Here is a 12,515-nt window from a genome sequence, read left to right as displayed (position 1 = left end):
AGGGCGGAAACACCGCCCTGAAAATGAAGCGTTAGGCTTTACGCTCTGGCGCCCCGTGCACCATGGTGTAGGCGTAATCGACCCCCATGCCATAAGCACCGCTGTGCTCACGTACTAAATCAATCACGGCATCATAGGTATCTTTACGAGCCCAATCGCGCTGATACTCTAATAGAACCTGTTGCCAGGTTACGGGTATAGCACCCGCCTGAACCATACGGTCAATTGCGCGTTCATGTGCGTCTACGGAGGTACCGCCAGATGCATCCGTCACGACATAAACTTCATAGCCTTCTTCCAGCGCCATTAACGTTGGGAACGCGAGGCAAACTTCGGTCCACAGTGCGGCCATGATGAGTTTTTTTCGACCGATAGCTTTTACTGCTTCAACAAAGTTCTTATCTTCCCAAGAGTTCATCGAGGTACGTTCTATCGGTTTCACCTCGGGATGAACGGCCAATAGCTCTGGCCAGATGTAGCCGCTGAAACTTTGGGTTTCTACTGAGGTAAATATAGTTGGCACATTAAAAATTTTGCCGGCCTTTGCCAGGGCTACGGTGTTGTTTTTCAGAATTTGACGGTCGATATTGGCGACGCCAAACGCCATTTGAGGCTGGTGATCGATAAAAATCAGTGTAGAGTTACTTGGGTTGATGAGTTCACGGATAGACATTTTTTTCCCCTCAATTATTACTTTATTGATGTTTAGCTCAACCAGATATAACTGAGCTAGTGTCTGTTCCTGAGCCGAAAATTGATAACTGAAAATTTCTAACGTCTTATTTAATTATTTTTTGGTGATAAAGCTTTTAACATTTCTAGAGGCAAAGAATATGCGGGTAAATTTAGACGTATTGATGATTCTGGATGCTTTGGACAAATACGGTAGCTTTGCAGCAGCGGCTGAATCACTTTATAAAACGCCGGCTGCACTCAGCTACATGATACAAAAATTGGAAAAAGATCTAGACGTTCAATTGTTAGATCGTTCTGGCCATCGCGCGCGGTTTACTGATACCGGCCGCATCGTTTTGGAAAAAGGACGTATGCTGCTGAATATGGCAAAAGATCTGGAAAAACAGGCAATACAATCGGCTATCGGCTGGGAAAAAACGATAACCATCGCGCTGGACAGCTCATTTCCCTTTCATCTTTTGCTACCGCTGATAAAGTCATTTTATTCCCTTGGGCAGAAAACCACGCTTAACTTTACCCATCACTCCTTGGCGGGATCGTGGGAAGAATTAATCCACAACGGCGCTAGCATTATTCTCGGGGCAATCAACGAGCCACCGACTTCGGCTGAATACGCTTACAAGATGCTCGGTACGTTAGATAATGTGTTTGTGGTTTCACCGGTTCATCCGCTTGCTTTTATACAACGCCCACTTCGATATGATGATATTCGCCATCACATCGCGGTACTTATTGGTGACACGGCAAGAATCTGCCATACCATCAATACCAATTTTATCGAAGAGCAGGAGCGGATAGCGGTATATGATTTTCATAGTAAAGTTTTGTTGTTAACCGCGGGCTTAGGCTGCGGATTTTTGCCCCGTCACATAGCCCAACCCTTGGTCGCTAGTGGAGAACTGGTAGAAAAACAGGTTGAATCGTATAGGAAAACCGATGTGACCTATATTGGCTGGCGTGCTCATGATGAGGGGATAGCTGCACGCTGGTGGAGGGACCAGATCATTAATGAAGATTTTATGCAGAGGCTTTATCAAAGCTAAGCCGCGAATATCGTTTTTTATGGGTGATAACATCAGCGATGGCGCTAACTTGTTTTGGCCACCATATCTCAAACTCAAAAATAATAAAAAGACGACGTTTTTTTCGGTTGGATATAAGAATACGCGGTCTATTTATCATATTGAGCAAAATAAACGTATATAAATAAGGGGGGTAATACATAAGTATTTATTTTTCACAAATAGAATTTATATATTAAAAATCGACAAATTGTTAATGTCGTTACATTTAATTTATATATTCACATTCTTTACCCTCTTAGCCCATTTCTGGTGCTTTAATGTCAGGATTATAAATATCACTACCTTATAAGTAATATTTATAGCAAAAACATGATGTTGAATTTTTTCTCGTTGGCCAATTAATATCTTATTTGTTAATAGATAATTCTATCAATGCGTGTGAGTAAATATGGCATGATTTATGCTTTTGACCTGATTTGGCTACAATGCGTAAGTGGCTTTTCTATTGATTAATAATGATTTGTTTGTTTTTTTTGCCTGTTAATATTCGTAAGTTTTTGAGTTACATCTAATTTACACTCTAATTACTTTGATTTTACGGTCATTGACAAAACTCGGTCTAGAATTCATTTCAGATTCAACGAAAAGGAATCAATGTGTTAGTTGATTAGTCTGCCGCTGAATAAGTTAAATAAGAACACAATTAATTTACTTCGAGGTATACCAAATGAAAAAATTATTATCACTGGCCGCAGCAACCATGTTCGTTCTGTCAGGCACCGCGTTCGCTGCTGAGGCCGTCACTCAACCGGCTCAGGCAGCTACTGAACAATCTTCAGCCGCGCCGCATAAAGCCAGCGAGAAGACTAAGCATCATAAAGCACACTCTACGGCTAAAAAAGAAGCTAAAGTAGCCGCTGAACCCGCTGCTAAATAATTAACGCTATCCATTTTTATAATCAGGGTATATCAAATGAAAAAATTATTATCACTGGCTGTCGCATCTATGTTTGTCCTGTCTGGCACGGCGTTCGCGGCTGAAACCGTCACTCAACCGGCTCAGGCAGCTACTGAGCAATCTTCAGCCGCGCCGCATAAAGCCAGCGAGAAGACTAAGCATCATAAAGCACACTCTATGGCTAAAAAAGAAGCTAAAGTAGCCGCTGAACCCGCTGCTAAATAATTAACGCTATCCATTTTTATAATCAGGGTATATCAAATGAAAAAATTATTATCACTGGCTGTCGCATCTATGTTTGTCCTGTCTGGCACGGCGTTCGCGGCTGAAACCGTCACTCAACCGGCTCAGGCAGCTACCGAGCAATCTTCAGCCGCGCCTCATAAAGCCGGTGACAAGACCAAGCAACACAAAAAGCACAATAAAGCTAAGAAAGAAGCCGCTACGCCAGCCGCTTAATGAGTGACTTCTTATTAAATAAATGCCTGAAGCATAATTTTAAAAACCCCGGATACGGGGTTTTTTTATGGTGCAATATAAATCGCGGGACGATAACCCATAGCTTTGGTGCTTCTTTGTGAGTCAATTAATTAACGTTTACGCACTACATTAGTGCGGCGCACTCTCTTCTTATTTCCCGTCGGTTTATTTTGTTAATCCTATCTTTATTATTTTATATGTTCTGAAAGAGTCAGCGGAAATAAATATATATCGCCTATGCTGCCGGTACTCCCTCTGCGTTTACGCAATAAGCGTTGTTTAATTGTTATTGATTTGTAAGGTGATTCATTTCTATTTTGAGCCGGTATGATTAATCGTTAATCAACAGCGCCTCTTTGTCGTTGGCTCCGTTATTGGTTGGCTAATGGCGTTGTTTAAAAAACTGGCATGTTACTTGCTGTTATTCAATGGTTGGTGAATTACTTAATTGCGTTAAAGCGTTACCCGCTATCTGAGGAGAGGCATATGAAACTTGTCACTGTAGTGATTAAACCCTTCAAATTGGAAGATGTGCGCGAAGCCTTATCTTCAATTGGTATTCAAGGGTTAACCGTTAGTGAAGTTAAAGGATTTGGCCGTCAGAAGGGACACGCAGAGCTATATAGGGGCGCGGAATATAGCGTAAATTTTTTACCCAAAGTGAAAATAGACATTGCTATGTCTGACGATCAGGTTGATACCGCAATTGCCGCTATTACGCAGTCTGCCTATACCGGCAAAATTGGCGATGGGAAGATATTTGTCACTGAGCTGCTGCGGGTTGTTCGTATCCGTACGGGCGAAGCAGATGAAGATGCTTTGTAAGTTATTACCAGCTTGAATTTGATGAAGGATGAATAGCGATGAAAATACTCTTATCCAAACTGATTATTGGCCTCTCGGTAGTGATACCCGGAGTGGCGATGGCCGCTGAAAACGTGGCAGATAAAGCAGATAATGCCTTTATGATGATATGTACCGCGCTGGTGCTATTTATGAGCATTCCCGGCATTGCGCTGTTCTATGGCGGTTTGCTGCGTTCCAAAAATGTGTTGTCTCTGATGACTCAGGTCATCGCCACGTTCTCATTGGTTTGCGTACTGTGGGTGATTTACGGTTATAGCTTGGCTTTTGGCGAAGGCAACGCGTTTTTTGGCAATTTTCATGGTGTGATGCTTAAAGATATTCATTTAACCGATGTTATAGGAACGTTCTATAAGCTGATTCACGTTGTTTTTCAGGCATCTTTTGCCTGTATTACCGTAGGCTTGATTGTTGGTGGATTTGCGGAGCGGATCCGATTTTCTGCGGTAATACTTTTTATTCTTATCTGGTTCACTTTAGCCTATTTACCCATGGCCCATATGGTATGGGGAGGCGGATACCTGTTTACCCTTGGCGCTATCGATTTTGCTGGCGGTACTGTCGTACATATTAATGCCGCAACGGCGGCCTTAGTCGGGGCATATCTGGTCGGTAAACGCAGTGGCTTTGGTCGGGAAGCGTTTAAACCACACAACTTGCCGATGGTGTTTACCGGAACGGCCATTCTGTATATCGGCTGGTTTGGATTTAACGCCGGTTCAGCCAGCAGCGCAAACGAGATTGCAGCGCTGGCCTTTATTAACACCGTGGTTGCTACGGCGGGTGCCGTTCTGTCATGGCTTTTTACCGAGTGGATGGCGCGCGGTAAGCCTTCTCTGCTGGGTGCGTGTTCCGGCTGTATTGCCGGTTTGGTCGCCATTACGCCAGCGGCAGGAAGCGTTGGAATTGGTGGGGCATTAATTCTGGGGCTGGTCGCCGGTATTGCAGGGCTATGGGGCGTAGTGATGCTCAAGTCCTGGCTAAACGTGGATGATACCTGCGATGTGTTTGGTGTACACGGCGTGTGCGGTATTGTTGGCTGTATTGCGACCGGTATTCTGACCTCTTCAGCGCTTGGTGGTACAGGCTACGCAGAGGGGGTGACCATGCTTAAACAAATTGGCGTTCAGGCTGCCAGCGTAGGCGTCTGTATTGTGTGGTCCGGGGTTGTGGCGCTGATTGCCTTTAAAGTGGCCGATATTTGCGTAGGGTTACGGGTTTCGGAAGAGCTGGAACGCGAAGGTCTTGACGTCAACAGCCACGGGGAAAGGGCATATAATCAGTAGCGGATTAGGCTAGTTTGCATAAAAAAGACGGCATGCGCATGCCGGTCAGTTAAACATTTTTACATAATACGGTCCTATCATGTCGTCATCCCGGCGAAAGCCGGGATCTAGGTTTTAGCTAACAAATTAACACTTGGCTTAAAGACTGGGCCCCGGTTTTCACCGGGGTGACGACGGAGAAGGACTGATGATAATCAAGTAGATTATAGTTTCAAGGATGTTGATTACCCTGAACTGACTGGCATGCGCGCGCATGCCGTCTTTTTTAGTTCGTCGTTATCATCAGGCAAACAGGGTGTAAAGAATGGCTGAAATAGCAATCAGGCCCATGCCAATCACAAAAATATTGCTTAAATAGCCACGATACTTCTGCATCGCCGGCACTTTGCTGATGGCATACATTGGCATCATAAATAGAATCATCGCGATAACCGGGCCACCGAGGGTTTCAATGATGCCCAGAATGCTTGGGTTAAGCGTAGCGATAATCCAGCAGGTGACGATCATAAACACCGCAGTGATGCGCTCTAAGTTTCTCATCTTGATTGCTTTACCGCGTGAACGCTGAGATTTAATCATTAATCCCTGCATACCTTCGCTAGCGCCCAGATAGTGTCCTAAGAATGATTTAGTAATCGCAACGAATGCAATCACCGGCGCAACGTATTCAATCAGCGGAGTATGGAAGTGATTCGCTAAGTAAGAAAGAATTGAAATATTTTGCGCTTTGGCTTCAGCCAGGTTTTCCGGCGTTAAGCTCAATACGCAGCTGAATACGAAGAACATCACGGTGATTACCATCATCATGTGTGCGTATTTCAAGATTTTTCCGCTTCTTTCATCGGCATTCTTGCCATAGGTCTCTTTTTGGCTCACGGCAAAAGAGGAGATAATCGGCGAGTGATTGAATGAGAAAACCATGGTCGGAATAATTAACCACATGGTTAACAGAAGCCCTTTAATGCTGGCGGCATCAAAGCTGGTGTTAGCCTGTTGAAATATGGCACCGGTCCATTCTGGGATCATATAAAGCGCCAGTAGCATCAGTATTGCCACGAACGGATATACCAGAATGCTCATCGCTTTTACCACCATATCTCGCCCAAAGTGAACGATGGTCATCAGGCCCAAAATTAGGACAATCGACAGTAACCAGCGCGGTGGCGAGGTCATACCTAACTGAACTTCAATAAAGCTGATGGTGGTATTGGTAATACCAACGCTATAAATCAACAAAATTGGATAAATCGCGAAGAAATAAAGCAGGGTAATCAGAACGCCGGCAATTTTACCAAAATGTTCTTCAACAACTTCAGTAATGTCTCCGTTACGGGATGAGCCGGAAAGCACAAAACGGGTTAATGCGCGATGTGAATAATAGGTCATAGGAAAAGCGATGATCAACATGATCGCCAAAGGCCAGATCCCGCCTAAGCCTGCGTTAATGGGTAAAAAAAGAACGCCTGCTCCAATGGCCGTGCCGTATAGGCCTAACATCCAAGTAGTATCTTGTTTTTGCCATGCTGAAGCCTGATTCTGAGCTGTTGAGTCAGGGATCGAATCAGAGATGTCTTTAACCGACATTGAAAAACCTCATTGAGTTACTAATAGAATATTCGAAATCGCGCACATTCTAGGGGGAGTGGCTATAAGAAGATATAGATTCGATCACATAATTAGCGGGTTAGTCGGTGTTTCTAGCTAAAACATAGTGTAATAATTTGTGTTTTAACTGAATGGCAAGGTCAATGTGTTGGTTGAAAATTGTACGGTGAAATAAAAATCCTTTGATACGCAGTGACGCGTGGCTGATAGCGGTAATTCAGGCCGCGAAAGCGGCCGTTACTATTTAGTCGTGTGGTGGCGAATGACGCCTTCCTGCGTGGTTGATGCGACCAACGCACCGTCTCGGGTGAAAAACTGCCCGCGGACATATCCTCTGGCTCCCGATGCTGTTGGACTTTCAATGGCGTAAAGTAGCCATTCATCCAGCCGGAAAGGGCGATGAAACCAAATGGAATGGTCTATGGTCGCGACCTGCATACCCGGTTGAAGCAGTGCGACACCGTGAGGTTGAAGCGCGGTAGGGAGAAAATTGAAATCTGATGCATAGCCCAGCAGGTATTGATGAATTCCTAAATCGTCGGGCATGGTGCCGTTAGCCCTTAGCCACACGTACCTTACCGGTTGGTCTACGCTTGCTTTGAGCAGGTTATGAAACTTGACCGGGCGCATCTCGATTGGCATTTCATTACAAAATAGCGCTCTCATTGATTCAGGAATCAGATGCGCTACTTTTTTGGCAATATCGGTTTCTGAAGCTAAGGTTTCAGGAGCCGGAACGTTCGGCATTATGGCTGCCTGATGTTCGAACCCCGGCTCATCGCTTTGAAACGAGGCGGTCATATAAAAAATGGTTAGATCGTTTTGAATTGCGCTAACCCGGCGAGTGCTAAAACTATTACCATCGCGAATAATTTCCACTTCATAATCAATAGGCTGTTTGCTATCGCCCGGACGTAAAAAGTAGCTGTGACACGAGTGGACTTTACGTTCTTCCGGTACGGTCTGTTTAGCCGCCGAAAGTGACTGGCCTACAACCTGACCGCCAAATAGCTGGCGTAAGCCTAAATTCTGGCTCTGTCCGCGGAATTTGTTGGTATCAATTTTTTCCAACTGAAGCAGGGTTAAAAGCGTTTCTAATATTTCGCTCATCGCGAGGGGATCCTGTCTGAGTGTCTTGGCAGAGTGCGCTTTGTAAAGAATAGCATAGTTAACATACTGATATTTTAGTCACAAATGCCGTTATGCGGAAATTTTTCGTCAGCAATTAAGCTAAGAATTCACAGATTATGCGATTTACTGAACTTTTGTGATGAAATATGTGTCTACAGTAGATAAATATGCCGTTAAAAGACGTTGGCTAGGCTAATTTGCTGGCATCACTGAAATTGAGGGGGATTTATGAGAGGGTTAAAAATACTAAGCAACGTGGTGCTCACGCTGGCATTAGTTGGGTGTGCTGGCCTCAGTCATATGATGAAAATGCCCTCTGACGCGGTGACCGGTACGCTAACCTATCGGGAAAAGGTGGCTTTGCCAGATGACGCCATGGTTACCGTGAGCCTGTCTGACATCTCTTTAGCCGATGCCCCGGCACGGGTTATTTCAACGGTATCATTCCCCGCTGAAGGCAAGAGCATACCGTTTGATTTTAGCCTGCCGTACAGTAACGCGCAGATAAAAGGTGCTCAGACTATTACCGTTTCCGCCAGAATCACTCACGGTGAGAAGATGCTGTTTAAGACAACATCGTTAAATGAAGTACTGACTCACGGTAAACCGGCAAAAATGGATATTGTGTTAAAGCAGGTTAAACGATAGCGGTGGCTGAACGGGCTAAATAACCGGCTAGTCTGAATGCTAATGTTTGGCTTTAGACTAGCCAGCCATAGAGTTTAAAGTTAATTCTATCGCTTTGAGTAAAGAGTACGCCGTCGGCTAATAGCGCCTCTTTCTGTCGAATATAATCAGGACCGGTTAGCGATATTTTCCCTTGAGAATTCACCACTCTAAACCAGGGCAGTTTGCTGTCTTTTGGTAGCCGTTGCAAAATGGTGCCGACCTGACGCGAGTTACGCGGCGCTCCGGCGAGACGAGCAATAGTGCCATAGGTGGTGACTTTTCCCTCAGGGATAGCGGCAATAACGGTATACACTCTAATGGGCAGAGGTGGTTCGGTATCTTCCATTAATGCTGATGTCCTTTGCCAAGTACGGAAAGTGCTAAGATTGAACTAAACAGAAGGGGATTGAAAGCGTTAGCTGGGTAAGAAAGCAACGGTTGATATACTGAGCCTTGCAATTGGCTAATTCATCCCTGATAATGCGGCACCGCTTCAGTAACATGAAGCTGTCAATGGAGGCTCTGTTGGTTCTCCCGCAACGCTAACTTGTGAACTCGGTCAGATCCGGAAGGAAGCAGCCGTAGCAGGCGACGTGTGTGCCGGGATGTAGCTGGCAGGGCCTCCACCCAATTCTAGGTATCCCCTTAATTTCCTAATAAAAATTCAAGATATATTTGCCACTACTTTAGCGTTTCCCAAAACAATTATTCTGATTCGTTACCTATAAATTTGAGCGTTATTGTTGCATCAAATGGATTAGCTCAAATATAAGGTCATTTTTGATATTTTGTTTATGCGTATAAGCGAAAGCGTATAATTCTTTCTTTTCAAGAAAATCACAATAAACTTCTTTCACGGGGAATTTTTCCGTAATTAATGGAATAAGATATTTAGGAAAAGTCATAACAACATCATTATCAATGACATTTAATAGCAGATTAATAAATGATTCACTTCGGATCCAAGGCATAGTCGTTCGAGAGTCAAAGACATTTTCAAGTTCTGAAGTGACGTTTGCACTACCGTATGTTGATAATCGGCTAACGTAATTTTCGGTAGAAAATTGTTTTAAGCTGATTGAATCCTTGATTCTTGGATGATTTTTGCGACAGATAAGCGTCAGCTCGACGTTAATCAGCGGGGTACTGATGATGTTTCTATCGGACTCCATAACAATATCAATATCAATATCAACTTCTTGGGTGCGTAGCGCATTAACTCTTTTATCTATGTTTTTTGTATGATTAACAAAATCAAGCGTACACTTATTCGGGACTATCTTTTGTTTTATTGCATTATGCGTTAGCCAATATTCCATAATGGAATTTGCTCTAACAACGATGGTCGGATGTTTCAGCCTTGAAATAACGTCACCCTTTTTTGCCGTGATATTGTCTGCAATAGACTTATTGATAGGGTTAAAAACCTCATATAAATTCATGGCTAACGTGGTGGGGTTAACGCCGTTCCTCGATCTAACAAACAGCGGATCGTTGTAGTGCTTTCTGAGTTTAGCCACGGCATAACTAACCGCGGCCGGTGCTGTATCTAAGACTTCAGATGCTCCAGTCATACTACGAGTATCGACAATCGCTACCAGAAACTTGATGAGGTTGTAGTCAAAGCTATTATTCATTGGGTCGCTCACTAGCCATTAGTGATGATGATTTTAGTATAGTTGGGATTGGTTCATAGAATTTTTAGAGGAGCATTTTTAAGTTAATTTGGTTGGACTATCTATCCGGATGAGGTTCAATAGCAACATATTCCAAGATTTCTATATCTTGTTTTATTTCTTATATGAGTATTCTGATATAAGAAATTTCTATTAATTCCAGATGAGATAAAATAATAATGCAGCGGCGCTATATTACTAAACATGAATGGGAATTGGTTTTCCAACAGTTACCCGATCTACCCGATTTCTATCGGGATCGTTGTATGCTATTTATGACATATATTCACGGACTGAGAGTAAGTGAGTTAACTGGCTTAAGAATGGCTGATATCGATATGAACTCACAAACGATTTATATTTCACGCCTGAAGAATGGTTTTTCAACTATACATCCTTTACTTGATAGTGAGATAAAACTACTGAAGCAATGGATTTCTGTTCGTAATAAGAAGCAAGGTAATGAAAATAACCCTTGGTTGTTTACTTCGAATAAAGGCGGCAGAATTTCCCGGCAATGGATTTATAGCTTAATCAGAAAATATGGTGAACTGGCTAATCTGCCCATTATCTTGCATCCACATACATTACGGCACGCGTGCGGCTATAGTCTGGCAAATCAAGGCATGGATACCCGACTCATTCAGGATTATCTTGGCCATCGTAATATTCGGCATACGGTGCACTATACCGCAAGTAATCCAAAACGGTTTAATCGAGCTTGGCAAAACTTATCAGAACCTAACATTGTATTTGATAATGGTTCTGATTTTATTTTCAATAATGAATGATTTTCATTTTAAAAAAAGCACTGAATCACATTGAGTTGTTTTTTGTTAAGATAATAGTGAATGAAATAGCATTAAGGTTATTTTGTTATGGATATATATTATTTACGCTACCCTGACGTGAGTACTTTATACCTATAATGTTAATTTTTAATTTATTGAACGTTAATAGTTTTAAATCAATTGAATCAAATCAATATTTCGCTTTTACTTTAGCTACCTGATTGAGTTGGTAAATTATTCGGGTGGATAGCAATAAAGTTTTTTTAATGCATATTCTGGGCTATTAAAAGGTGAAATATTATGTCGAAAAGGAAGTACTTATCTGGGCCTGAAGTTGAAGCATTGCTCGAGGCTACTCGAACTACTCGTCATCATGAGAGAAATTACTGTTTAATTTACATGGCTTATTTACATGGGTTGAGGGCCAGTGAGTTGCTCAGTTTACGCATGTCTGATTTAGATCTGCGAGGTGGTACATTAAACGTCAGGCGACTAAAGAACGGATTTTCGACAGTGCATCCACTATTAGTGGAAGAGATTAAAGTCATTAAAAAATGGTTGAGTGTGCGCCGATTTGCAACGGGTTTGGAATGCGATTGGTTGTTTGCAACACAGCAAGGAAGAATCTTATCTCGGCAACAATTTTATAACATTATTAGCGGATTAGGCAAAGAAGCAGGATGTTCATTTTGCCCACATCCGCATATGTTACGTCATGCATGTGGTTTTGCTTTGGCCGATCGGGGAATTGATACGCGATTGATTCAAGACTACCTTGGGCATCGAAATATCCGCCACACGGTGCGGTATACCGCCAGTAATGCAGCCAGATTTAAAGGAATTTGGAGCTTAAATAAAAACCAAAATAAACGACATTTAGGACCAAAGTGTCAATCCACTGGATTTCAGGACGCTATTTTCTATGAATAGAAAATAAAAATCCACTGTTATTCATCATCCTTTTGAATCGTAGGTTATATTTTAAGGTACTAATATACCAACTTGTTGTATTTGAAATAATTTGCTCATGGCTAATTTTTCAGTAATATATTTCAAAATGCGTTGTATTCGATATCGAAAGATGAATGTACTTTAGAGGTGAATGGTATTGGATTGTCATCCCTCACATTCACACTATTCAGTATTTTACACTTATATTGTCAAAATGGTCCTAAATGACAAGGTGCTGGGCCGGTAGAAACACTCATTTTCTAAGATAGGGAATGGATTGGAAAAGTGGAAATCACAGGGAATAGTTGTAACAAAAAAGTTGCTATTATAAATTCAGACTGTTTTTTTCTGTCATCTCTCTTCTTTTCGTTAAACTAAAGTCG

General features: G+C 42.6%; 14 protein-coding genes and 1 other RNA gene. 10 read left to right on the top strand and 5 right to left on the bottom strand.

Translation table 11 applies throughout. The annotated features are described in order from the left end of the window. Positions 1-31 precede the first annotated feature (31 nt). Complete coding sequence (locus GVI43_RS12060; protein ID WP_159567113.1) at positions 32-673, bottom strand: hydrolase; 642 nt, start codon at positions 671-673, stop codon at positions 32-34. Between the two features lie 160 nt (positions 674-833). On the opposite strand from GVI43_RS12060, the gene GVI43_RS12055 reads away from it, so the two are divergent. The 6 genes from GVI43_RS12055 (at position 834) to amtB (ending at position 5,309) form a co-directional block, all read left to right on the top strand. After that, a complete protein-coding gene (locus tag GVI43_RS12055; RefSeq protein ID WP_159567112.1) occupies positions 834-1,739 on the top strand; it encodes a LysR family transcriptional regulator in 906 nt (301 codons plus the stop codon). A gap of 709 nt (positions 1,740-2,448) precedes the next feature. Further along, positions 2,449-2,658: an acid-shock protein gene (locus GVI43_RS12050; RefSeq protein ID WP_159567111.1), complete on the top strand. Its 210-nt coding sequence runs from the start codon at positions 2,449-2,451 to the stop codon at positions 2,656-2,658. A 36-nt stretch (positions 2,659-2,694) separates the two neighbouring features. Beyond that, the gene (locus tag GVI43_RS12045) at positions 2,695-2,904 is read left to right on the top strand and encodes an acid-shock protein (RefSeq protein WP_159567110.1); all 210 of its coding nucleotides are present in this window, start codon (positions 2,695-2,697) and stop codon (positions 2,902-2,904) included. A gap of 36 nt (positions 2,905-2,940) precedes the next feature. Next, complete coding sequence (locus tag GVI43_RS12040) at positions 2,941-3,138, top strand: acid shock protein (RefSeq protein ID WP_159567109.1); 198 nt, start codon at positions 2,941-2,943, stop codon at positions 3,136-3,138. Between the two features lie 507 nt (positions 3,139-3,645). Next, on the top strand, positions 3,646-3,984 hold the full coding sequence (glnK, locus tag GVI43_RS12035; RefSeq protein WP_159567108.1) for a P-II family nitrogen regulator: 339 nt from the start codon (positions 3,646-3,648) through the stop codon (positions 3,982-3,984). A gap of 38 nt (positions 3,985-4,022) precedes the next feature. Next, positions 4,023-5,309 carry an ammonium transporter AmtB gene (gene amtB / locus GVI43_RS12030; RefSeq protein WP_159567107.1) on the top strand — a complete coding sequence of 429 codons (1,287 nt, stop codon included), beginning with the start codon at positions 4,023-4,025 and terminating at the stop codon, positions 5,307-5,309. 282 nt (positions 5,310-5,591) lie between these two features. On the opposite strand, the gene GVI43_RS12025 is transcribed toward amtB, so the two are convergent. Together GVI43_RS12025 and tesB are read right to left on the bottom strand one after the other, a co-directional pair. Continuing rightward, the gene (locus GVI43_RS12025; protein WP_159567106.1) at positions 5,592-6,893 is read right to left on the bottom strand and encodes an HAAAP family serine/threonine permease; all 1,302 of its coding nucleotides are present in this window, start codon (positions 6,891-6,893) and stop codon (positions 5,592-5,594) included. A gap of 261 nt (positions 6,894-7,154) precedes the next feature. Further along, entirely contained in the window at positions 7,155-8,024 is an 870-nt protein-coding gene (tesB, locus tag GVI43_RS12020) for an acyl-CoA thioesterase II (RefSeq protein WP_159567105.1), read from the bottom strand. A gap of 249 nt (positions 8,025-8,273) precedes the next feature. Between tesB and GVI43_RS12015 the strand changes: the two genes are divergently transcribed. After that, on the top strand, positions 8,274-8,693 hold the full coding sequence (locus GVI43_RS12015) for a YbaY family lipoprotein (protein ID WP_159567104.1): 420 nt from the start codon (positions 8,274-8,276) through the stop codon (positions 8,691-8,693). 52 nt (positions 8,694-8,745) lie between these two features. On the opposite strand, the gene GVI43_RS12010 is transcribed toward GVI43_RS12015, so the two are convergent. Continuing rightward, positions 8,746-9,060, bottom strand: coding sequence for an MGMT family protein (locus tag GVI43_RS12010; RefSeq protein ID WP_159567103.1), 315 nt, complete (start codon positions 9,058-9,060; stop codon positions 8,746-8,748). A 177-nt stretch (positions 9,061-9,237) separates the two neighbouring features. Between GVI43_RS12010 and ffs the strand changes: the two genes are divergently transcribed. After that, positions 9,238-9,334, top strand: an RNA gene (ffs, locus tag GVI43_RS12005) — signal recognition particle sRNA small type. A gap of 117 nt (positions 9,335-9,451) precedes the next feature. On the opposite strand, the gene GVI43_RS12000 is transcribed toward ffs, so the two are convergent. Then, on the bottom strand, positions 9,452-10,351 hold the full coding sequence (locus GVI43_RS12000) for a LysR family transcriptional regulator (RefSeq protein ID WP_159567102.1): 900 nt from the start codon (positions 10,349-10,351) through the stop codon (positions 9,452-9,454). Positions 10,352-10,569: 218 nt separating this feature from the next. Between GVI43_RS12000 and GVI43_RS11995 the strand changes: the two genes are divergently transcribed. Both GVI43_RS11995 and GVI43_RS11990 read left to right on the top strand, forming a co-directional pair. Further along, complete coding sequence (locus tag GVI43_RS11995) at positions 10,570-11,181, top strand: tyrosine-type recombinase/integrase (RefSeq protein WP_159567101.1); 612 nt, start codon at positions 10,570-10,572, stop codon at positions 11,179-11,181. 300 nt (positions 11,182-11,481) lie between these two features. Beyond that, positions 11,482-12,111 (top strand): tyrosine-type DNA invertase, encoded by a 630-nt coding sequence (locus GVI43_RS11990; RefSeq protein WP_159567100.1) that lies wholly within the window; start codon positions 11,482-11,484, stop codon positions 12,109-12,111. Positions 12,112-12,515 lie beyond the last annotated feature (404 nt).

It is taken from the genome of Budvicia diplopodorum, assembly GCF_009800925.1.
In the GTDB taxonomy this organism is placed as follows: domain Bacteria; phylum Pseudomonadota; class Gammaproteobacteria; order Enterobacterales; family Enterobacteriaceae; genus Budvicia; species Budvicia diplopodorum.
The sequence above is the reverse complement of the archived record's forward strand: the minus strand, read 5'-3'. Positions and strand labels throughout refer to the sequence as shown.